Source organism: Ekhidna sp., from assembly GCF_964218185.1.
Taxonomy (GTDB): Bacteria; Bacteroidota; Bacteroidia; order Cytophagales; family Cyclobacteriaceae; genus Ekhidna.
Genome location: NZ_CAXPLV010000008.1, coordinates 42,529 through 64,090, shown reverse-complemented (window position 1 = coordinate 64,090; position 21,562 = coordinate 42,529). Strand labels below are relative to the sequence as shown.

At 40.8% G+C, this 21,562-nt stretch carries 19 protein-coding genes; 5 read left to right on the top strand and 14 right to left on the bottom strand.

Going from position 1 to position 21,562, the window contains the following annotated elements; translation table 11 throughout:
* Positions 1–118: 118 nt before the first annotated feature.
* On the top strand, positions 119–1,192 hold the full coding sequence (locus ACEQZT_RS12970; protein WP_370089873.1) for a 2Fe-2S iron-sulfur cluster-binding protein: 1,074 nt from the start codon (positions 119–121) through the stop codon (positions 1,190–1,192).
* Here ACEQZT_RS12970 and ACEQZT_RS12965 read toward each other — a convergent pair.
* A complete protein-coding gene (locus ACEQZT_RS12965) occupies positions 1,189–3,405 on the bottom strand; it encodes an ATP-binding protein (RefSeq protein WP_370089872.1) in 2,217 nt (738 codons plus the stop codon). The two genes, ACEQZT_RS12970 and ACEQZT_RS12965, sit on opposite strands and share 4 nt — an antisense overlap.
* 124 nt (positions 3,406–3,529) lie before the next feature.
* On the opposite strand from ACEQZT_RS12965, the gene ACEQZT_RS12960 reads away from it, so the two are divergent.
* Complete coding sequence (locus ACEQZT_RS12960; protein WP_370089871.1) at positions 3,530–6,028, top strand: M14 family metallopeptidase; 2,499 nt, start codon at positions 3,530–3,532, stop codon at positions 6,026–6,028.
* Positions 6,029–6,067: 39 nt separating this feature from the next.
* On the opposite strand, the gene ACEQZT_RS12955 is transcribed toward ACEQZT_RS12960, so the two are convergent.
* The 4 genes from ACEQZT_RS12955 to ACEQZT_RS12940 are packed head-to-tail and all read right to left on the bottom strand — an operon-like array spanning position 6,068 to position 7,750.
* Positions 6,068–6,223 (bottom strand): Arc family DNA-binding protein, encoded by a 156-nt coding sequence (locus ACEQZT_RS12955; RefSeq protein WP_370089870.1) that lies wholly within the window; start codon positions 6,221–6,223, stop codon positions 6,068–6,070.
* Positions 6,216–6,722 (bottom strand): hypothetical protein, encoded by a 507-nt coding sequence (locus tag ACEQZT_RS12950; RefSeq protein ID WP_370089869.1) that lies wholly within the window; start codon positions 6,720–6,722, stop codon positions 6,216–6,218. Before ACEQZT_RS12950 ends, ACEQZT_RS12955 begins: the two co-directional genes overlap by 8 nt.
* 12 nt (positions 6,723–6,734) lie before the next feature.
* On the bottom strand, positions 6,735–6,887 hold the full coding sequence (locus ACEQZT_RS12945; RefSeq protein WP_370089868.1) for a hypothetical protein: 153 nt from the start codon (positions 6,885–6,887) through the stop codon (positions 6,735–6,737).
* A gap of 5 nt (positions 6,888–6,892) precedes the next feature.
* Positions 6,893–7,750 carry an SPFH domain-containing protein gene (locus ACEQZT_RS12940; protein ID WP_370089867.1) on the bottom strand — a complete coding sequence of 286 codons (858 nt, stop codon included), beginning with the start codon at positions 7,748–7,750 and terminating at the stop codon, positions 6,893–6,895.
* Between the two features lie 98 nt (positions 7,751–7,848).
* Here ACEQZT_RS12940 and ACEQZT_RS12935 point away from each other — a divergent pair, with 98 nt between their 5' ends.
* On the top strand, positions 7,849–8,328 hold the full coding sequence (locus ACEQZT_RS12935; protein ID WP_370089866.1) for a hypothetical protein: 480 nt from the start codon (positions 7,849–7,851) through the stop codon (positions 8,326–8,328).
* A gap of 51 nt (positions 8,329–8,379) precedes the next feature.
* On the opposite strand, the gene ACEQZT_RS12930 is transcribed toward ACEQZT_RS12935, so the two are convergent.
* The 4 genes from ACEQZT_RS12930 to ACEQZT_RS12915 form a co-directional block, all read right to left on the bottom strand.
* On the bottom strand, positions 8,380–9,456 hold the full coding sequence (locus ACEQZT_RS12930) for a hypothetical protein (RefSeq protein ID WP_370089865.1): 1,077 nt from the start codon (positions 9,454–9,456) through the stop codon (positions 8,380–8,382).
* A gap of 42 nt (positions 9,457–9,498) precedes the next feature.
* The gene (locus tag ACEQZT_RS12925; protein ID WP_370089864.1) at positions 9,499–10,218 is read right to left on the bottom strand and encodes a hypothetical protein; all 720 of its coding nucleotides are present in this window, start codon (positions 10,216–10,218) and stop codon (positions 9,499–9,501) included.
* On the bottom strand, positions 10,205–10,801 hold the full coding sequence (locus ACEQZT_RS12920) for an RNA polymerase sigma factor (RefSeq protein WP_370089863.1): 597 nt from the start codon (positions 10,799–10,801) through the stop codon (positions 10,205–10,207). Before ACEQZT_RS12920 ends, ACEQZT_RS12925 begins: the two co-directional genes overlap by 14 nt.
* A 106-nt stretch (positions 10,802–10,907) precedes the next feature.
* Positions 10,908–11,051: a hypothetical protein gene (locus ACEQZT_RS12915; protein ID WP_370089862.1), complete on the bottom strand. Its 144-nt coding sequence runs from the start codon at positions 11,049–11,051 to the stop codon at positions 10,908–10,910.
* Between the two features lie 328 nt (positions 11,052–11,379).
* Between ACEQZT_RS12915 and ACEQZT_RS12910 the strand changes: the two genes are divergently transcribed.
* Both ACEQZT_RS12910 and ACEQZT_RS12905 read left to right on the top strand, forming a co-directional pair.
* On the top strand, positions 11,380–11,838 hold the full coding sequence (locus tag ACEQZT_RS12910) for a helix-turn-helix domain-containing protein (RefSeq protein ID WP_370089861.1): 459 nt from the start codon (positions 11,380–11,382) through the stop codon (positions 11,836–11,838).
* 146 nt (positions 11,839–11,984) lie between these two features.
* Positions 11,985–12,758 (top strand): helix-turn-helix domain-containing protein, encoded by a 774-nt coding sequence (locus ACEQZT_RS12905; RefSeq protein ID WP_370089860.1) that lies wholly within the window; start codon positions 11,985–11,987, stop codon positions 12,756–12,758.
* Between the two features lie 8 nt (positions 12,759–12,766).
* On the opposite strand, the gene ACEQZT_RS12900 is transcribed toward ACEQZT_RS12905, so the two are convergent.
* From ACEQZT_RS12900 to ACEQZT_RS12880, 5 genes are all read right to left on the bottom strand, one after another.
* Positions 12,767–15,922 carry a T9SS type A sorting domain-containing protein gene (locus ACEQZT_RS12900; protein WP_370089859.1) on the bottom strand — a complete coding sequence of 1,052 codons (3,156 nt, stop codon included), beginning with the start codon at positions 15,920–15,922 and terminating at the stop codon, positions 12,767–12,769.
* The gene (locus tag ACEQZT_RS12895; RefSeq protein WP_370089858.1) at positions 15,909–16,292 is read right to left on the bottom strand and encodes a hypothetical protein; all 384 of its coding nucleotides are present in this window, start codon (positions 16,290–16,292) and stop codon (positions 15,909–15,911) included. Before ACEQZT_RS12895 ends, ACEQZT_RS12900 begins: the two co-directional genes overlap by 14 nt.
* 73 nt (positions 16,293–16,365) lie before the next feature.
* A complete protein-coding gene (locus tag ACEQZT_RS12890) occupies positions 16,366–17,844 on the bottom strand; it encodes a RagB/SusD family nutrient uptake outer membrane protein (protein WP_370089857.1) in 1,479 nt (492 codons plus the stop codon).
* 61 nt (positions 17,845–17,905) lie between these two features.
* On the bottom strand, positions 17,906–21,100 hold the full coding sequence (locus ACEQZT_RS12885) for a SusC/RagA family TonB-linked outer membrane protein (protein WP_370089856.1): 3,195 nt from the start codon (positions 21,098–21,100) through the stop codon (positions 17,906–17,908).
* A gap of 142 nt (positions 21,101–21,242) precedes the next feature.
* Positions 21,243–21,509, bottom strand: a complete 267-nt coding sequence (locus ACEQZT_RS12880) for a hypothetical protein (RefSeq protein WP_370089855.1) — start codon at positions 21,507–21,509, stop codon at positions 21,243–21,245.
* Between the last annotated feature and the right edge of the window lie 53 nt (positions 21,510–21,562).

The window sequence follows — 21,562 nt, the reverse complement described above, 5'->3', positions numbered from 1 at the left end:
TGAAAATCGAACACAAAAGTACCTCATCATGTTTACTTGAGGAAAGAAGAGTTCAAAGGAAAGTTTACTTGCCTTACCTCCATGAGCGAACTATCTTTGCGCCCTTAAAATTGACAATATGGCATTTTCATTATTCAAAAAGAAAAAGAGCAAGAAAGACGACAGGTATCAAACCTTAACCATCAAAGAGGTGGTAAATGTGGCAAAAGATGCGGTAAATCTTGTTTTTGAAAAGCCGGATTCTTTTGAATACGAGCCTGGTCAATTTATCACGATCATCAAAGAAGTGAATGGCAAGAAGATTAGAAGAGCTTATTCACTTTGTACTACTCCATTCGAAGATGAGCATCCTGCTGTAACCGTGAAAAGGGTAGAAGGTGGGGCCATGTCCAATGATCTGAATGATAATGCTAAGGCAGGAGATCAACTCGAGATCATGGAGCCGATGGGGATGTTCACCACGGAGTTTAAAGCTGATAATAACAGACACGCTGTATTCTTTGGAGGAGGAAGTGGAATTACGCCTCTCATGTCCATCATCAGATCGATTCTACTAAAGGAGCCAAATAGTAAGACTACTTTGGTCTATGGAAACCGGCGAGAGGAATTTGTCATTTTTAAAGAGTTGATTGCCGGGTTAGAAGCTAAACACACTGACAGATTTCAGGCTATACACATTTTAGAAGAGGGAGATACAAGATATAGTGGCAGACCTACACATGAGATGATCGCAGAGATTTGCAAGGAAACCAACTGTGATAAAAACACCGAATTCTATATATGCGGTCCTCAGCCTATGATGGATGTTGTATCCTCAGGACTTAATAAAGCTGGATTCCCTGAGACAAATGTTCGGATGGAGAGTTTTGAAGCTGGAAAGACTTCACCTTCCGAAATCATTGACAAAGAAGGAGCGTCTGAAAGTGAGGTTACAATATTGCTGGATGGTGAAGAATACTCAATCACGGTTAAGAAAACTGCTTCTATCCTAGACACTGCTCTGGATAATGATCTGGACATGCCATATTCGTGTCAGAGTGGTCTATGTACCGCCTGTCGAGGAAAGTGTGTAGAAGGTCAAATTAGTATAGATGAAGCTGAAGGACTTTCTCAGGACGAACTAGATGAGGGTTATGTACTTACATGTATCGGTAAGCCAATTACGGATCGTGTTCGTGTAGAGATGGGTTAAGCTTTCTTGAATACCAAACTGAAGGTTGTCCCTTCTCCAAGTTTACTTTCACATTCAATCGTGCCACCCATAGCTGCAATAAATTTATGGGCAATGGAGAGGCCTAAACCTGTTGAACGCTCCTGCGCTGTAGGTTTTGAGCTTAGCGTTTTAAATGACTGAAATAAGCTCTTTTGCTCTTCTTCTGAAATTCCCGGTCCATGATCTCTTACCACGATCTTGTGAGTGGATTCATTAGATATTAATGAGATTTCAATTTCTTTTCCTCGCTCAGAAAATTTGATCGCATTTGATAGCAGATTGTCGATCACCTGCACCAGATAGTTTGGATCAACATTAGAAAAGCGTTCCGTGGATTTATCAATGTTGTCCACGATTTTAATCTGCTTTTGGGCAGCTATGATATCAAAATTGTGAATGGATTGATATGTCAGTGATGAAAGATCGGTCTTTTCTACTTTAAGATTCACTTTCATATTTTCAATGGCGCTGATGTCTAGCACACGATCGATCATGTTCCGCATTCTGTCAGATGAGGCCTCTAACAGCTCAACATACTTTTTCAAGTTGGCATCCGTGCTGTCTTTGATGGCATCCTCAAAGAGCGGCATCAATCCAACAATCAGGTTAAGCGGATTTCGGAGATCATGTGCCACGATACCCATGAGTTTATTCTTCTCATCATTTAGCCACTTTAGCTTTTTATTCTGCTTTTGAATTAAGAAATATGATCTGCCCAAGGTAAGCGCCAGCAAAAAGAAAAGTATCAGTGCAAGTAGCACAAGCCTGTTTTGTTTCGACTTAGCTTCAATTTCTTCAGCGTACTTTTGTTCAGCCTCTAATCTTTCCTGCTCCATCTGAGCCACCTGCTTGCGGAATTCATATTCTGCAGCAAGTTGAGTAGCTTTTTCCACGTTCTTGGCTTCATAAATAGAGTCAACAAGCGTCTGGTATTTCTCCAGATGCTTCATGGCCATTTCAGTATTTCCACGGCTTTTAAAGAATTTGTATAGCTCATGTAGCGACTCCTTGGTGTCTGTCTGAAGGTTGGATTTTTCACTAATAGAGAGTGCCATTTGCAGCGCATTCAGACTGTTTTCATTTTGATTTCTTTTGGAATAGAGCACGCCCAATCCGCGATATACAGCTGCTAGGATAGCAGCGTCTTCACATTCTATACCTGTTTTTAAAGCTTTTTTCAAAAAGTACTCACCTGAATCAAGCTTGTCTTGTGCTATATAAATAGCCCCCATTCCTTCCAGTGGGTAGCTTTCAAAGCATGGATAATTGTCCGAAAGATCAATTTCCAATGATTTCCGCAAGAAATTAATAGCTCTGGAAGTGTCACCCCTTTTCAGGTGGATGTAGGATAGATTGTTGAGGAGTGTAGCCTCGCTATCTTCCAGATTTTGAATGCGAGCTTTCTCGAGGGCATCTCCATAATACTCCATTGATTTTTCAAGGTCATTCATGTTGTCATAGATGACGCCCATATTGTTGCTGATCAAAATTTCTCCATTGATATCCTTGGTCTGAATGGCAATATCACGTGCCTGTAGGTAGTGATCCAGCGCTTTTGAGTAGAGTCCCTTTTGATCATAAATGATTCCAATTAGGTTGTGGGTTTGCCCGACCTCTTTTCGCATATCGCCTTTTGAATAGGCATCCAAGGCTTGCATTGAGTATTGTAGAGAAAGAACATTTTCCCCTCGAATATTATATATGCTAGCAAGTGAGCTACTGGCTTGACCTTTCTCTTTGTAGTCTTCATCGCCGGCAATCTTGAGCGCAAAAAGGTGTGACTGAATCGCAGAGTCTAATCGATTAGAGGATTCATAGAGCAGCCCTTTAATCCAGGCTGCATTTGAAGCTTTCTCAGTCAATTCATTTTGAAGGTAGGTATCAATGCCTTGAGAAATAAGCGTGATTCCAGAATCAAGATCGAAATAGGAGTAGAATAACCCCAGTACTGCCTGAGATCTACCCACATAGTTTGGGTCATCAACCTTCTTCCCCAGCTCATACGCAGATTTGGCGGCTGCCAGTTGTGCAGAATCTGTCAGCTCATAGGCCAGAGAAATATATAGTGTGATTTTGGCTGTATCCGATTCCGCTTTTGAAATCTCAGCTTTAAGACTATCAATAGCATTGCTTTGGCCAAAACCTGTCCAGGTAGCGAATAGAAATGAGGCGATTAGAAAAGTTCTCTTCATGGTTTTGTAAAGCTGGTATTCCAAATATAATCTATTGGTAAAAGGGTAGGAAATGACCGTCCAACACTTTTATGTTTGATGGATTTGAATTGCGGTTTATTTTGGTGACGTTAAACAAAAAGCAATGAAAATATTTTATAGCATCCTACTCACCTTCCCTGTTTTTCTTTCAGCGCAGATTCAAAGTCCCAAGGAATTTTTAGGGTATGAATTAGGTGAAAAATTCTCTCGACATCATCAGGTCGTGGACTACTACACTCATTTATCCGAAAAATCAGAAAAAGTAACCCTTATTCAATACGGAAAAACGTATGAGGATCGCCCACTTCTTCTCGCCTTTGTTTCGTCCAAAGAAAATCTGGAAAACTTAGAGAATATCAGGCTTGACAATCTCAAAAGAGCCGGAATAGAGGAGGGGACGCCATCCACTAATATTCCAATTGTGTGGCTCAGCTACAACGTGCATGGAAATGAATCTTCATCTACGGAGGCCTCTATGGCTACTATCTATGAGTTAATCAGGAATGGTTCCGACAAAAGTGACTGGCTTGAAAAAGTAGTAGTAGTCATTGATCCATGTATCAATCCGGATGGAAGGGATAGATATGTCAATTTCTTTTGGCAGAATGCAAGCCAGCCATACAACCCTGATCCAAATGCGCTGGAGCATAATGAGCCATGGCCAGGGGGTCGCCCAAACCACTATTTGTTTGATTTGAACAGGGATTGGGCATGGCAAACACAAATAGAGACCAAAAGTCGAATTAAGGTGTATAACCAGTGGTTGCCTCAAATCCACGTTGATTTTCATGAGCAAGGTATAAACTCTCCATACTATTTTGCGCCTGCCGCACAGCCGTATCACGAGTTGATCACGGAGTTTCAAAGAAATTTCCAAACCGAAATTGGTAGAAATCACGCCAAATATTTCGATGAGAACAACTGGTTTTACTTCACGAAGCAGTTTTTTGACCTGCTCTATCCGAGCTATGGAGATACCTACCCGACCTATAGTGGTGCTATTGGTATGACCTATGAGCAGGCTGGTCATGGACGTGCAGGGCTTGGTATTATAAAGCAAGAGGGCGACTCCCTCACGCTGAAAGATCGAATAGCTCACCATTATACAACAGGATTGTCTACGGTCGAAATTGCCGTTCAGCACTCTGAACGTCTGCTGAATCAGTTTTCACGATTTTTTGGAGATAATTCAGCATTGAAGTACAAGACATTTGTACTAAAGTATGACGGGAATGATGATAAGTTTAATGCACTTAAATCCTGGCTTGATGATCAGGGTATTAGGTATGGAAGAGCTACCGGAAAGATGAAGGGGTATGACTATGCCACAGGCAGGACTACTGACTTTTCTATTTCTTCCAATGACCTGGTAGTCACCACCAATCAACCTAAAGCTACGCTTGCTCACATTTTGTTTGAGCCTAAAACAAAGTTGGTTGATTCGGTTACATACGACATCACAGCATGGGGTGTGCCGTATGCTTATGGAATTCAAGCCTATGCTTCAGAGCAATCAATTTCTGTGAGTCAGGAGAATCCCAAACCTTTTCAAGTAGCGAGCGCTCCAGAGAAAGCTTATGCTTTTATCAGCAAGTGGAACAGCATGGATGACGCACGATTTCTTGCTGCCCTATTGAAAGAGGGTGTGAAGGTGAGGTTTACTCAAAAGTCTATGAATTATAAGGGCGAATCTTTTGATCGAGGAAGTCTGATTATTGCTAAGCGCGATAACAAAAATCTTCAAGGTTTTGAAGATAGGATTACAGAGATGGCAAATGAATACGAGAGATCACTGGCTGTTATTCAAAGTGGATTTATGGATGGAGGACCAGATGTTGGGTCTTCCGATGTTCGATACCTTGAGAGACCAAAAATTGCGCTGATTGGAGGTGAGGGCACCTCATCGCTGGCTTTTGGTGCCACCTGGCATTTTATGGAGCAGGAACTTGATTATCCCGTTACCATTTTAGGATCTGATTACTTTGGAAGGGTTGATCTGTCCGATTATAATGTTATTATCATGCAGAGTGGATGGTATGGGAATTTTGGTGAGCGTGAAATGAAGAAGCTTATCGAGTGGGTTTCTGCGGGAGGCAGGCTGATAGCTGTTGAAGGTGCCTTGAATAAACTAAAGGATAGCGACTACTCCTCACTTACTGCATATGTGGATGAGGATGCAAAGAAGGCTGCTGAGAAAAATGATAAGGAGCGAGAAGAGGCCGCAAGGCTTGTGCCATACGAGGAGCAGGAGCGAGAGTTCATTAAAGGGTTTGCTCCGGGGGCTATTTACAAAGTGAAAATGGATAAAACTCACCCATTAGCATTTGGGTATGGAGATACCTACTACACGCTGAAAACGGGTTCAAACAAGGTGGCATATCTTGATGGAAACAATGTGGGCATTGTGGTTAATAAAGAAGATTTGCTAAGTGGATTTGCCGGTCAGTATGCTAAAGAAGACATGGCTGAATCACTGGTGTTTGGAGTGGAGAATAAGGGTAGGGGGCAGATTATTCATATTGTCGATAATCCGCTGTTTCGTTCTTTCTGGCAAAACGGGAAGCTCTTAATGGTGAATGCAATGTTTTTTGTGGGACAATAAAATTTAATGGAGCAAGCGGTCTGTGAGCAGGATCGCTTGTTACTCCTTTTTCAATCTTCCATTCTCTTTCAGTGCCTTATGGATAATCCACTCGATCTGTCCATTGGTTGAGCGAAATTCGTCTGCAGCCCATTTTTCCAAAGCCTTCATGGTTTCTTCGTTTAGCCTAAGCGCAAATGGTTTTTTCTTAGCCATCTATTCCCCAGTTTTCTTTCAACCTCCGCACAGCTCTCTCCAATTCATCTGATTTTTGAGTTCCCAGTAAAATTCGTTTGTCATTTTTGGTAACGAGCTGAAGTCCGGTATTTCCTACCACATTCAATGCTTTACCATTTCTAATGCTGATTCGATAGCCCCAGCCACCATATTCCATGATTGGGCTGTATTGACGAATGTAAATCTCTTTCACATCATCTTTTGTGATCTTTTTTTCTTTATTCACAAAAGGAGGATAGCGATAGTATAGATTTTCCTGATCTATGGAAATGTGAAGTTTGGAAAAAATGAAGAGCATGACCAAACCACCAGTGACAATTGCAGCTATGATCAACCCAACGATTCCTTCCGTATCCTGTCTGTAAAAAACTGCCAATGCTGTGCCACCAACAGATACCAGTGAAATTCCAATAACCAAATACCACATCCAGGTGCCGACGAAACTTTGCTCTTCTTTAAAAATTAGTTTTCCTTTCATGATACAAAAAATTCAACGTTCCCTTTCCAACATTACAATGATCGTTCTGTGATCTGATGTGAAGCTGTGTACTTTCCAGCCTTGTCCGATGTATTCTTGCATTCTCTTTTCAAAGCTCTCCAGCTTTTCGAAGGTCTTTTGTTTAATGAATTTATAGCTATTCATGACTTCTAATGATTGAGTGTACCTGAATTAACCACTGGAGCCACATCTTTATCAGCACACAACACCACCATTAAATTACTGACCATGGCGGCTTTTCGTTCCTCATCCAAATCAATAACCTCTTTCTCTTTCAATTGATCCAACGCCATCTCCACCATGCTTACAGCACCCTCAACAATTTTATGTCTGGCTGCTACAATGGCGGTAGCCTGCTGTCTTCTCAGCATAGCACTTGCTATCTCCTGAGCATATGCCAAATATCCGATTCTTGCTTCTAGGATTTCGATTCCTGCGATGGCTAGACGTTCGTCCAGCTCTTTTTCAAGATCCTCATTTACCTCTTTTATTCCTGATCTCAGTGTTACATCTGCCTGTTCATCATCAAAGTTGTCATATGGATAGGTACCAGCAAGTTTTCTTACAGCAGCATCGGTCTGTACCCTTACGAAGTTTTCATAATCATCCACTTCAAAGGCGGCCGCAAATGTGTCCTTAACTCTCCAAACCAGAATGACAGAGATCATGATAGGATTACCAATGCTGTCATTCACTTTGATTCGCTCACTGTCAAAGTTTCTTGCCCTAAGACTTATTCGCTTTTTGGTGTAAAAGGGATTGACCCAATAGAATCCATTGCTGCGGACAGTGCCTATGTACTTTCCAAAAAGGACTAAAACCCGGGAGCCGTTCGGGTTTACATAGAAGAAGCCAGGCATCATGAGGAGCCATGGGAGAAGTAGGAGTAGCCAGATTGGTTGCTTTGTGATCGAAATCATGGCGATGAACCCTCCCAGTAGTGTAATGTTTAGTAGTAGGGCCAGATAACCTGACACGGGAGTATGAGTTTTTTCTTGTGTTTGCATAGTAGTCAATTTTAATTGTGATATTAAAATGATATCATATCAATATACGATGAAAAATAATAAATGGTTATCATTTAATATTTTCATTGATTTGCAGGATGGAAAATGAGACGATCAATTGGAAGGATTTTCACCATCAGATTTATCAGATATACCATGGGATCATAGCCCTGACATTGGTGCCCTTTGCACTCTTGTTTTTGGAGTGGGATACATCTTCCATTGATGAGCGAATGGATAACCTCCTGTTCATTTTATCCATCCTTCTTGTTTGCTTGGTTGCTTACGCGAGCTGGTATGTATGGCGAGGAGCTAAAGTGCAATATCGACTAGGTGAAAAGATGGAGTTAATTGACAAGCTCCGGGAATTTAAGAGGGTCAATACAAAAAAATATTTAATCCTTGGTGTGGCTGGAATCACAATGGCAGGAGCAATGTGGCTGGCGCCATCATTCATTTTAGTGATTGCTTATTTTTCGATTTTGGTACAGTACTCTTTTCTGCGACCCTCTGAGGATAAGTTTGTAAGGGATATGCGTCTCACAAAAGCTGATAGGCAAAAACTGCATGAAAAATAAAAGCGTCACCCGATTGGATGACGCTTTTAAAGCTGATTCTAAACGCAATAATTAGAGGGTGATTCCGAAGCTTATTGCATTAAGCTCAGGTCCACGTCCCTGTGAAAATACATTGTTTAGATCATAAGTACCAAAGAGTTCTACACCTTTCCAGCCCACCTGTGCTCTGAGTCCGTATCTGAAGTTTTCCAGGAAGAAGTCATCTCTTTCTTTATCCTTTTCTCTGTTTCCGTCCTCTTTGTACACGTATTTGGTGTGACTGCCAATTCTATATCCAGCGTATCCTCCAAGCCCGAATCGAAATCCTTTTCTTGAATATTTTTTGATTTTCAGCCCACTGGATTCGATGCTCGTGATCTTCTGACGACCTCTTGAGAAATCAAACATTGGAACAGCTGTCACATTGATGTATGAGGCTGTGAGCTTACTTTTCAGTCCATTTTGGGTGGCTGGTGCCAGGTTAAACTCAGTGGCATCCGCTCCTTCAACTATGATGTAATCTGTATCTTCAAGCTTCCAGTTGTACCAGTTTATCCCAAGGCCCCACTCCAGAAATAGCGGGCCAGCAAGCCAGGTTCTGTTTGTACTATTCAAACCAACGTACCATGATCCAAATGCCTTGACAGAATGAGGAGCATTTCCCGCTGGGAAGTTTCCATCTTCCAGCCAGTTATTTAAACCAATATCTATATTGAAGTGGTGGGTGGTTCTGTCAGCACGATCAGCTTCATAGGTCACTTTCTTTCTATCGTTCCAATCGTCATCATCCCAATCGTCAACTTTATCCGGATCCACGTCTACTTCTACACCTCCAAGCTTGATGCGAATTTCATCATCATTGATTTTCCAGTCCTTCATTTCAACCTGATCATTATTTACATATGCTTTGCCATCGTTGATTTCCATATACTCTACACTATCAGATAGTTGACTGTTTAAATCTCTGATCATCTGGTTGATATCATAATTTTCCAGTGAAGCAAGATCTTCCCTGCTTTTAGTCACTATCACGATCTTGCTGTTGTTATTGAGCTCGATGATGACTGTATCTTGTCTGGGGTCGTTGTGACTGGATGCTACTGCAGGTATGATCACAGCCAGCATTGCCAAGGTTAAGATTGATTTCATCCTACTGTATATTTTATGTTTCGTTTTCATGTCCTTAGTCGTTTATAATGAGTTTTTGTCCTTTTTATTTTTAAATCCGCCATTAAGCAGATTGTCTTTTGCAGTTTTAATGTCTGCCAACATATCTCCCGGGTCAATTTTTTCGGTGAAAGCAATAAACTTCTTAAATGCACTGGTAGAATCAGCTTTTGGTGCACCTTCTGGTTCATTGCTAGTCGAGGAGGCTATGTAGGTGATTTTCACAGTTCTGAACTCAGGCTTGATCACCTCTTCCTTCACTTCTTCAAGTATGGTCGGTTGGTCTACTTCCACTTCTGCTACCATGGTTTTTGACTCCACCTCTGCCAATGGTAGCGTTTCCTCTACTTCTTGCTGAGTATCTGGTGTCTCATTTACCGCAAACTGAACTTGTGGTTTGTTATTTTTCCTGCTTGCAGGAGCATTTTGAGGTTGTTTCGATTGTTTCTTGGAGCTTTGATCTTCATCACTTTCTTCCAATACAGGCAACACAAACTCAGGATGTCCTTGATAAACTGGATGACTCACCTCAGAAGCAATCGGAGTAAGATGCTCCGTACTGGAGTCAGGCCATACAATCCATGAAATCAAGAATAATGACACAGATGCAGCCACCCAATAAACAACGGGTGTCTTTTTGGGACGAATCTGTTTTTCTACTTGAGACCATGCATTCGCAGAAGGAGTCACCTCCAACTGGTCTAGCTTTTCTCTGAATAACCGATCAATGTTATGTTGATCCATTGGTAATATTATTTTCTATTTCACTTTCAATTTCTGCCAGTTTGGTTTGTAACCATTTCCTGGCTCTGCTCAGCTGAGATTTTGAGGTGTTTTCGCTGATATTCAGCTGCTCCGCAATCTCCGCATGATTATAACCCTCTATTGCGTAGAGGTTAAAAACCGTCCTGTATCCTACAGGTAGTTCACCGATTAGTTTAAGCAGGTCTGCCTGATCAAGGGAGTCTTCCATGACGTTGAGGTTCGGACTATCAGTAACGTTCTCAATGTCTGTTTCCAATGACATATTTCGATTTTTTCGGATGTACATTAGGCATTCATTGACCATTATCCTTCTGACCCACCCCTCAAAGCTTCCTTCACTTTTAAACTGATCTAATTTTTCAAAGACTTTTACGATACCCCCGATCATCACATGTTCTGCTTCTTCCCGATCCTTGATGTATCTGAGGCATACCCCCAACATTTTGGGAGCCAGACGATCATACATGTCACGCTGCGATGAAGCCTTACCTTTTCGGCAGCCCTCAAGCAATTCTTCTTCGGTTAGTGACTTATTTATTCGCAGCATGGTTATGACCTTCATGGGGTAGATGCAGCTTGTAGGCTGACGGTTGCATGGGGTGAATTTAAAACAAAAAAAAAGTCGGCTAAGGCCGACTTTCTGTTAGTATTTTATTCTGAATCAAACATTAATCATTTTCGTGATTAGCATGATGGTGGTGGAATCTATTCTGTCTTTTTAGAAGGAATCTCCACATGCTGGTCCACATATCGTCAAACGCGTAATGAATGATGTTTTTGAAATTGAGCCAATTGTCTCGTTTCTTTTCCATGATTTACACTTAAGCTGATTGTTAAATCAAATGTACATTTTTTAACGATAAAAATTCATTGGATGTTCATTACGATTGAAATAAATGAGAATTATGAAATGGTAATCTTGGAATAATTCTAAATAGAATATTTACCAAACATAAAAAAGAGGGGCCGAATAACAACCCGGTACCCCTCTGTTAAGTATGAAGAGGAATGCAAGGATATTGTAGCACCGTTTTGGATAATTGTAAAAAAGGTTGAAACCATCTAACTGTAAAAAAGAAGATTTTTCTGACCAATCAGGGTGTTTAGCTTTATTGCTTGTTTTAACTAACACAACTCAACGTGAACTGGACAATGATAGCGATAGGCCTTACCCTATTGGGAATAGCTCTTATATGGTATACTAAATACCGATCTCTGAAAACCACAGAGAACAATGAGGGTGATGATGAGGCTGAGCTAATGTCCATCTTTAACAAAACGATAGAGCTGGTAAACACAGAAAAATACTATCTGAATAAGAGTGTGAAGCTATCAGATCTGGCCAAAGAGCTCTCCTACAACGAACGGTTAGTTTCCCGAGCTATAAACAAATACGGGAGTGGTAACTTCAATAAGTTCATTAATTCTTTTCGCATAGAGCACTCTAAAGAGCTACTCACGGGGGGGAAGTTTGACCACTACACCATTGAGGCTATCGCTGAGGAGTGCGGCTTTTCAAACAAGGTTTCATTTTACAATGCTTTTAAAAGCGAGACCGGAATGTCGCCAACACAATTTCGGGCGGTAAAACAGTTGTAATTCCTAAAACCCTATCATTATTTCCTGAAAATGTAAAAAAGCATAATCCTTTATATAAAGAATCACGATTCTTAACATATGTACCTGAAAATCAATAAGTAGGGGTCCTATTAAATACGTTTTGGTTGAAACAAAATATCACCAAGATGTATACTCAAGAAATAGGACTAACAGAAGAACTGGCGATCGTTGAAGAAATGATTTTGCTGGAAGGAAACGCAAAAAAATATCACATACTAGTACCGGACAATCGGGCTGAGATTTTCATTCCACTAAGTGAGGATATTTCACTTAAACCCATTGGGGGCATTAGGGACATTAGTTTAGAGGCTGGCAAAGCTTATTTTTTCAAGCCCAGAGGTAGGGGAGTTGAGGTTTTGCTGGAAGACACAAACTGCTTCATTGCAAAGGTCAATTCAATCTATACCAAAAACATATCTGAGAGACTTCAGGAAGTATGTAATGGTGTGTATGAGTTCCAAATCGGCGCTAGAGATGTAAAGACACTTCTTAGAACCCTTTATAGTGGAGATATATATGAAGCAAGCGATGTAATCCAAAACTTGCTACCAGACGCCTCAGACTTGTTTGAATATAACATGACTGTATTGGATTCGATTGAAAAGATCAGGAGTACCAGTGGCACGATTTCAATCAAAGAAATTTACTCTACGCTAAATGTGAGCAAATCAAAACTGGAACAGCACTTCAATAAAGAAATAGGTCTTACGCCAAAAGAATTTTGCAAAATTGAAAAGATCAATTGCTTCATAAACACCTACAAGGAGGCAGCAGGGCTTAGTCTGACAGAGTTGACATACCAATGTGGCTATTACGATCAATCTCATCTGATTAAGGATTTTAAATACTTCTTGGATACAAGCCCCAAGAAGTATTTTAATCAATTAGGAGTGATCTAGCAGAAGCCCTATTGCACCAAGAATTTCTTTGTAAGAGTTTGGCCACTCTTACTTTGAAGTCTCAAAAGGTATGTTCCGCTGGAGAGTTCACCGATATTCAAACTATTAGAATTCCTGAATGAGTTAGGGGAGATCGTTTTAATTAGTTTGCCATTTAAGTTAAAAATAGAGATGTCATTGATACTCTGGACTCTTTCAGAGTATTTGAAGTTAAGTATGCCATTTTTTACAGGGTTGGGGTATATGGATAGATTTGAATCCTTATCGGAATTGCCGGCAGAGAGAATGCTTTCATAGGCATATTCCAAATCCAGATCAATTGTCCATATACCTCTTCCGTAGGTAGCCACTACTATCTCTCCTTCAAATACTTTCATATCAAAAATGAGAACTTTAGGGATGTTGCTATTTAAGGGATTCCAAGACATCCCATTATCGATAGATTCATAAATGCCTAATTCAGTGCCTACCCAGATTTTTTGATTGTCGGGGAACACAATCATGGAAAATGTGGCAATATCAGGAAAGCCGTTATTGCTTTCCTCCCCACTTAAGCCAAACCCACTTATGTCTTCCCATGTTTCACCCAGATCATTTGTGCGGAGAATTTTAGGAGAATTGTATTGTGAAAACAACAAAAAGGCAGAGTTTGGGTCTGAAGGATGAGGTACAATGGAGGTTACATTCCCCAAAGCTTTTGAGAATTTGCTGACCGGATCAAATGTCTCTCCTCTGTCCGTGGAAACAAATATGCTTCTGTCATCATCAATGGCGCCACCTGCCCACACAATCTTAGGGTCAATATCAGATACCTCTACATTGAGAAACCCACCCCAGCTATTTGTCTCGTCGCTATTAAGAGTGACAGACTCCCACGAATCCGCAAAATTGGTACTCTTCCATACCCCACGTGAACTAACTGCAAAAACAACATGAGGAGCCAGGTATGAATTTGAGAGTCTGGTTATAAATGGAGCATTCCCATTTGTAAACCCAGAGTCGTCAAGTCCGGAGGTTGCCGAAATGTATGTGTTTCCACCATCCGTAGATTTATTGATTACGTTTCTCTGATATGAGATTAAGATTTCATCGGTATTTCTTCGATTCCACAGCACATCGAATCCATCTGCCAACTGCGCTGGATGTTGCTCAATGTATGGAGTGGTAGCATTTGGAGATGTTCCTGTAGACATCATCACGTCGTTATCCTGAGTGCCCCCCAGGTAGACATTTTCTCCATGCTTTTTAGCAATAGAATAAAACTGTGAGGTGTTAAGACCACTCTCGTGTTCAGTGAAAGTAGCACCATTGTTTGTTGAGGAAGCTACTCCGCCATCGTTTACACTCAAAAGTTTAAAAGTGTTCTCGGAAGTCTCAATGGTCGTTAAATAGTGATGGTCAGGATGTACATTTCCATTTAGCTGTGCAATTTGAGATTCTTGAAAGACAAGTGGCCCGAATTTTATTTTTAATGAAGATTCCGGAAGATTGTCTGGTGTCCATTCACCACCGGGAGTCAACGTTGGCCAGAAAAATAAATATTGCTTGATCTCCTGGCCACCATTCACAGTAATTTCTGAACTTGGTGTAGCACTGTATGCCAAAGAGTGTATATAAATGTACTCTCGGTTATCTGAAAGCTCATCGTCATCCGGGTCTCTTTCATTTAAATTAAATGCACCATCTCTTTCCTGATCTCTGAATGAAACCATGAGCTGAGTATTATTGTCGATATCCCAAACTTCAAAAGGCACCTCAACATAATTAGAATATGCATAATTCTGCGCGGGCACACCGGCATTTCCTCCTGCTGGCACAAGGAATCTATGGGCTAACTGAGATTTTCCAGGTCCAAATCTAATCTCAATGGTGGGCGTGTTTTCAGGATCGTTAATAGAGAGTCTATTCTGAAAGTGAGTGCCATTGTCAAAGTTTACAAAAGAGAGGAAATCTTCTGTGTCATTCTGTTCCGTTCCTAAATAATTTGGAGACCCTTCAGTTACCTGATCGCTGACTGTTCCGGTGTATAACTCTACACCTCCCCAAAAAACTTTATCAGCATCAAAGGGATGAGCTACAATGCAGTTATCGTATTCACCTTGTATCAAATAATCTATGTCGCTGGACTGATTTGGATCGGAAATTAAAATCCATGTATAGCCCATGTCATCAGACCTAAATAGTCCCGATCCTGTCCTGTTTACATACCCTACTGAAGCATAGATTATGTCTGAATTGCTTGGAGCGATGGCCATTTCAATTCTTCCAGTCGTACCTCCAGCAGAATTGACAATGTCATCAAGATTGGCGTAAGCGAAAGTGGTACCCCCGTCGGTTGATATAGCTATGCCCCTAAAAAGAACAGAAGCGTAGAGTGTGTCAAATGAGTCTGGGTGTGCGACAACTTGCAAAACACGAGAGTCAGGCTCCCAAATTTTGCTCCAGGTAGCTCCTCCATCAAAAGATCTCATCAAAGCGGACTCAAGTGTTCCTTCTACACCATTTGAAGTTGCAGCAATGATGTCATTTTCATCTTCAGGATTGACAATGAGGCGATTTGTATTTGTAAAGTCCGAAGAATTTAGAAGGGAGGTAGATTCCAATAAATCCCAGGAATCTCCTCCATCTGTACTTTTAAAAATTCCATACCCGTCTGCAAACCCTCCGCCTAATGCTCCTTCCCCTGAACCAGCGTATAAAATGTTAGGATTACTTTCTGATTGCGCAATTGTGACAATTGAAAGGTTAGGAAGGTTTGTTGAGACTTCTGTCCATGTATTCCCTCCATCGGAGGTCTTCCATATTCCTCCGGATGCTGAGCCGGCAATCCAAGTGAGACCTGATGGATCATTTTCATCTACAACAATGGCTCTCATTCTTCCTCCAACATTGGACGGTCCACGTTCTACCCAAGAATTTTGGGTTTCATTTTTTAAACGAGAGCTTTCAGCGGCTTTAAGGTATTTGAGAATTTGTTTATTGGGATTTATATTCAAAGACTCATTTCCTGATTTTGTCCTAATCATCCTGAATAGATAGTTGCTGATATCTATGTCAGATTTGATTTTGATTAGCTCTTCGGGAGTAGGAGCTTTTGATCGGTGTACAATTCCAACCATTAGAATTACTAATGTGAATAATATGCTGATTTTAATGACTTTCATGATTCTCTTTTTTTAATGGTATTAAGTCTCCATTATCCAGGTCTAGATAATAGTCGTAGGTGGTTTGGTTGACTTGAGGTAATGCAGGTAAAAGGCTGACAAGAATTTTGCCTTCAGCCCATGAAGCCGACCCGATAGAGCCAGTGGCCTTTCGGACAATTTCTTTATTCAATGTTTTTGAATATACAGTTATAACCAGATGACCTTTGGAATCCACTACAGTACACAAGTAGTATTTGTCAGACTGATCTGGTTGGCAATCTGGCTTACCTACGGATTCATTCAAACTTTTTTTGTAAGTGGCCACAGGACTGCAGAAATACAGTCCCAGAAAAGGGAGTAGAATTATGATACTTACTAAATGCTTCATGGATTTTATTGATTGAAAGAATAAAAGCTATCAATTTGATAGCTTTTATTCTTAATGGATTGTTATTAGAAAATTACTGCTCTTCTAAATCAAATGCTTTGATTTCGTTTCGTGCATTTTGATCTACAGCAGGGATGTTGTCATTTGCCAAAATCTCAGCTTCTGGAAGTTGCCATAATGATGGAATTCCATTGGCCGGATAGCTAAGCAAAGCAAATGCTGCGTGATTTGTTCCTGCATAGGTTCGATCCATCGGCTTGTTAAGCCTTTTTAGATCATTATAAGAAACACCCTCGCCCCAAAGCTCTATTCTTCTTTGAAGATAGATTTCCTCTCTTAGCGCATTTCCTGTATTGGTAGATAAAGTATACCCTGGATCACGGAAACTTACCAGTTCGAATAGCACATTAGCGGCAGTTGCATCTCCCAGCATTGCTCTAGCTTCTGCTTCAATCAAATACATCTCTGAAGCTCTCATGTACACATAGTCTCCTTCAAAGAACGTATCGTCGATAAATTTGATATTAGCATAAGCAGGAAGTCCGTTTCCAGTAGGGTCACCCGCAACTGGATCAACAAATGCGTCTCTTCTGGTATCAGAGACAGGAATGGCATCATATAAAGCTCTGTCAATCATCTTGTACACACCTAAAGCACCTGTGTAACCAGGAGTTGTGTTTCCAAAATGAGAGAAGAATGAAGCAAAAACGGTTGAAGACTCTGCATCAATATCAGCTCCCCACATCACTTCAGCATTTCCTAAATCTGAGAATCCATCATAGGCAGCAAGAGTATATCCTGTTCTAGCAGCTAATGCAGCATCTCTTGCTCCGGCCCAGTTTTCCATATCCAGATATGCTCTAGCAAGAAATCCATTTGCTACGCTCAAGTCAACCTCTTGTTTAGAAGATCTGGTGAATCCACTTAAATAACCTACTGCAGCAGTGAGATCTGATACAATCTGATCATACGCTTCTTGTACAGTACCTCTTGATTTACCTAAGAAGTCAGCTCCATCTGGTATTGGAATACCTAAGGCAGACGGATCTTGGCTATATGGAGAACTATACATTTGTACAAGCCTCAGAAGCATCATTCCTTTCAATGCATGAGCCTGTCCAAGCAGCCATAGATTTTCATCTGTAGCAGTAGCAGGATCAGTAGCATTAATCAGAAGGTTACATTGTGCGATTTGGCTGTAATATGTAGTCCATGTTAGCCTTGTTCTCGTAGAAGTCTGGAGTCTACCAGTTAAGTTATGGTAAAATCCATACCAATGCAGGAATGACATAGTTATATCATGCGCCATCATATCAGAGCCAATTTTTGCTGACATGTGGCCATAGTCTGTATGTCCGGTGGTACCACCAATTCCGAACGTTCTGAGTGAAGCATATATACCACTTATAAGTCCCTGGGCAGCCGCGGGGCTTGAACCTACCTGCTCATCACTCACCACTTCAGCCGGAGTTGTTTCCAGAAAATCTTCTTTACATCCGGAAATCAAAACCAAAGCCGCTGTTAATAAAATACTTGACTTTAAATTTTTCATATTATTGATTTTTATATTTTCATGGAACCAGCAATTGTTCATTGCCAGCTCTATCAAAAACTTATTTTAATCTGGTTGTAAGCCCAAAGCTGACAGCTCTTACCACTGAGTACTCATTGAGTCCGTTACCAGTTAAGCTTAGTCTTGGATCAAACCCTTGTCTTTTTGACCAAAGAGCAACGTTGTTGGCCGTTACAAATAGTCGGGTATTTGTAAGAGAAGCTTTGTTTACAAGAGCCTCAGGCATTGAGTAACCAAGCGTAATGTTTTGCAAGCTCAAATAATCAGAACTTACCAACCAGTAATCAGAGAAATTATCCTGATCGTCATCGAAAACATCTAATCTAGGAATTGTAGCACTTGTGTTTTCTGGAGTCCATGTGTTAAACACATCCTTATGATAGTTCTGACCAATGTCTCCTGCAGATCCCATTAGTCCTTGGTATAAACCATCATATCCATATCCACCCATTTGGTAAGCGAATGAAACGTTCAGGTCAAATCCTTTGTAAGCTACGTTAAGGCCAAAACCTCCGTTTATGTCCGGAATTGCAGTCTTACCGATGTAATATTCAGTTGCATCATTCCATACATTTGTAGTTACAATCTCTCCTGTAGGCTCACCAGTAGATGGATCAGTAACATCCATGTACCATAGGGCATCACCATTGGTTTCATCTACACCAGCAAATCTCCTCATGAAGTATTCATATCTAGATTTACCTACCTGCCATCTAAACCTAGTAGCATTAGGGTCATCAATAGCTTCATCAGGAAGTTCAGTTAACTCATTTTTCCACATTGATCCGTTAAAATCAAGCGTAACAGTTAAGTCACTTGTTCTCACTACATCTGCAGTTATAGAGAAGTCAAATCCCTTGTTTTCCATTGATCCAATGTTTTGAGGGAATGAAGGTCTACCTTCTGAGATTGGTAGTGGATTGTCAAAAATCATATCCTCCACCTTTCTTACCCAGTAGTCGAACCCAAGCGCAACTCTATTATCCATCATTGCCAATTCAAATCCGGCGTTGATGTTTGTATTGGTCTCCCATTGCAGATCTGGATTTCCAAGTGTATAGAATTGAATACCTGGAGATCCACTTACATTCACTACCTGGTTTTGATTCAAATAAGGGAAGTAGTTTCTGTTATCAGGATCGCCAACAAGTGTTCTGTTGAAAGGATAAAGAACAGCATCATTACCATTCTGCCCGATACTTGCTTTCAACTTTAAGTTGTTGATCAGATCAACACCTGAAAGGAAAGATTCTTCACTTATAATCCAACCAATACCTGCACCATAGAATGTACCCCATCTGTTATCAGGGTGGAATACGGAAGATCCATCTCTTCTGATGTTAGCATTTACAAAGTATCTATTTCTGTAGGAGTAATTCGCGCTTGCAAAGTATCCTTCAACGGCATAGTTTTTCTCAAAGCCTCTAAGTGCTTGAAAGTTTGCAGAGTTGTCGAGCACTGGCAAGGTGCCAATAGCTACCTCAGTTCTCTGAGCGTTTGTATAAGTGAACTTATACTTTGTAGACTCATGACCTAAGAGAATTTTTATGTTATGTTCATTAAAGTCTCTATCCCAGGTCAATAATTGCTGGCCACTTAGGGTAGTAGCATTGTTTCTACCTTGAGTAAGTCTACCGTTCGCATTTTTTGCATCACCTCCAATTGGAGTGGCGAAAGTTGTAAACTCTCCACTTACGATATCACCTGATCCTCTTAATTCCAATTGGAAGTCATTCAAGAATCTGGCCTTTGTATAGAATCTGGAAGTAATGTTATGAGTCACAAAATTGTCTACATCAGCAAGTCCTGTAGCTACAGGGTTGTTGAATGCTCCATATGGTCTCGTTCCATAATATCCGTTATCCGCCTCACCAAAGTCAAAGATTCTATTACCGTCAGCGTCTAATAGAAGCTCTTTAGTTGTAGCATCGTGCGCATAAATTGGATAAATCGGAGCTACGTTTCTTACCCAGCTAAATGTATTGCTATAGGTAGCTGAACCAACAGTTGCCAATGGGGCATCCTGATCTGTAAATGCATAATTGAACGCTCCTCCAAAGTCTAACCAATCTGTAGCATTGTAATCAATGGAGAGCCTTGAGCTTATTCTTGAGAATCCAGAGTTGATAGCGTACCCTTCATCATCGAGGTATCCAAGAGAGAAATATGTCGATGTATTTTCTCCTGATGATCTAATTCCCAAGTGATACTCCTGTCTGGTACTTTGGTTGAAGAGTTCGTTCTCCCAATTATCCAGCGTCATAACTTGCTGCAATCCTGAAGCCAATCTTCCAGTAGATGGGTCAATAATAGCATCATCTGCGGCGCTGTAAATATTGTATCCCAAAGGTGCATCTCCTCCTGTAATTAGGCCGGTGGCAGCTGCAGCACTCGCTGTTGCATTATCCTCACCCAAGAGATTCATACGACCGATTCTTACTCTGTCGAACCACATTTCGTAGTACTGTCCAGGATCTGTGATGATATCATACTCCTTTACCGCACGATCATTCACCCCGTATTTGGCATTAAAAGTCACTTCAAGACCTTTATTACTACCTTTTTTCGTTGTAATGATGATTACACCATTGGCACCTCTACTACCATAAAGAGCATTTGCAGATGCATCCTTAAGGAAAGATATTGACTCAATATCCTGTGCGGCTAGTGAATTGATATTGCCATAAAATGGCACCCCATCTACAACATATAATGGAGCACTTGACGAACCAATTGAGCCAATTCCTCTAAATCTTACCGTTGGTGATGCGCCAGGCTGACCATTATCATTAATGATCTGCACACCCGCAACCCGACCAACCAATCCTTGAATTGGGTCTCCTGATTGTACATTATTCAAATCCTTTTCGTCAATTACGTCAACAGACCCTGTAATTGACTGTCTTGTTTGCTCACCATAAGCAACCACTACTACCTCTTGAAGTTCAGTGGCACCACCCATTGTGACATCAATTGTCGTTCTTGTACCGATATTGATCTCCTGAGTTTCGAAACCTACAAATGAGTAAACCAAAACATCTCCATCATTTACTTGAAGTCGATAGTTTCCGTCTAGATCCGTCGTAGTTCCATTCGTGGTGCCTCTAATCACCACATTCACTCCGGGCAATCCCTCACCAACATCGTCGGTGACTTTTCCGGATACCGTTCTCTGGGCGTGGACCTGAGCCACCACCAAGAGACATACCATCATTGAAAAGAAAAACTTTTTCATACGCATGATTTGTTTGTTAAAAAAATGTTTAAACCTGTAAGGGTAGCGCCGAAAAAGTCTTTTTAATTGTAAAAAAGAAGCCCCTAAACCGTAGGGGATTTAGGGGCTTGAAATAGTTACAAAGCTATTTTACAATTTTTTCTCACTCTTTATACCATACCCTGATTAACTGGTACCAATGTGACGAACTCTCCCGTCCTGTGCCTAGCATTGTGTCTTCACTACCTTCTTCATCAGAGTCATGAATATTTGGGAGCAGAACGGTCTCTATATTTATGATTTCATGACCAGAATCGGTGGTCCATTCATTCATTGAGGTGACAATATCTGTAAAGGTTTCAATTTCAGTTGACTTGAAGAGTCCGCCTTTTTTTGTCACTTTAGGAGTAAAGTCAATATGCTTAATCATGGTAATTAGGGTTTATTCCATGAATTTATAGACTTTCTTAAAACATTGCTAGC

Bases quoted from the DNA above. Each gene is read 5' to 3' on its own strand.
- ACEQZT_RS12970 (WP_370089873.1), top strand. From the start codon at position 119: ATGGCATTTTCATTATTCAAAAAGAAAAAGAGCAAGAAAGACGACAGG.
- ACEQZT_RS12965 (WP_370089872.1), bottom strand. From the start codon at position 3,405: ATGAAGAGAACTTTTCTAATCGCCTCATTTCTATTCGCTACCTGGACA.
- ACEQZT_RS12960 (WP_370089871.1), top strand. From the start codon at position 3,530: ATGAAAATATTTTATAGCATCCTACTCACCTTCCCTGTTTTTCTTTCA.
- ACEQZT_RS12955 (WP_370089870.1), bottom strand. From the start codon at position 6,223: ATGGCTAAGAAAAAACCATTTGCGCTTAGGCTAAACGAAGAAACCATG.
- ACEQZT_RS12950 (WP_370089869.1), bottom strand. From the start codon at position 6,722: ATGAAAGGAAAACTAATTTTTAAAGAAGAGCAAAGTTTCGTCGGCACC.
- ACEQZT_RS12945 (WP_370089868.1), bottom strand. From the start codon at position 6,887: ATGAATAGCTATAAATTCATTAAACAAAAGACCTTCGAAAAGCTGGAG.
- ACEQZT_RS12940 (WP_370089867.1), bottom strand. From the start codon at position 7,750: ATGCAAACACAAGAAAAAACTCATACTCCCGTGTCAGGTTATCTGGCC.
- ACEQZT_RS12935 (WP_370089866.1), top strand. From the start codon at position 7,849: ATGGAAAATGAGACGATCAATTGGAAGGATTTTCACCATCAGATTTAT.
- ACEQZT_RS12930 (WP_370089865.1), bottom strand. From the start codon at position 9,456: ATGAAATCAATCTTAACCTTGGCAATGCTGGCTGTGATCATACCTGCA.
- ACEQZT_RS12925 (WP_370089864.1), bottom strand. From the start codon at position 10,218: ATGGATCAACATAACATTGATCGGTTATTCAGAGAAAAGCTAGACCAG.
- ACEQZT_RS12920 (WP_370089863.1), bottom strand. From the start codon at position 10,801: ATGAAGGTCATAACCATGCTGCGAATAAATAAGTCACTAACCGAAGAA.
- ACEQZT_RS12915 (WP_370089862.1), bottom strand. From the start codon at position 11,051: ATGGAAAAGAAACGAGACAATTGGCTCAATTTCAAAAACATCATTCAT.
- ACEQZT_RS12905 (WP_370089860.1), top strand. From the start codon at position 11,985: ATGTATACTCAAGAAATAGGACTAACAGAAGAACTGGCGATCGTTGAA.
- ACEQZT_RS12900 (WP_370089859.1), bottom strand. From the start codon at position 15,922: ATGAAAGTCATTAAAATCAGCATATTATTCACATTAGTAATTCTAATG.
- ACEQZT_RS12895 (WP_370089858.1), bottom strand. From the start codon at position 16,292: ATGAAGCATTTAGTAAGTATCATAATTCTACTCCCTTTTCTGGGACTG.
- ACEQZT_RS12890 (WP_370089857.1), bottom strand. From the start codon at position 17,844: ATGAAAAATTTAAAGTCAAGTATTTTATTAACAGCGGCTTTGGTTTTG.
- ACEQZT_RS12885 (WP_370089856.1), bottom strand. From the start codon at position 21,100: ATGAAAAAGTTTTTCTTTTCAATGATGGTATGTCTCTTGGTGGTGGCT.
- ACEQZT_RS12880 (WP_370089855.1), bottom strand. From the start codon at position 21,509: ATGATTAAGCATATTGACTTTACTCCTAAAGTGACAAAAAAAGGCGGA.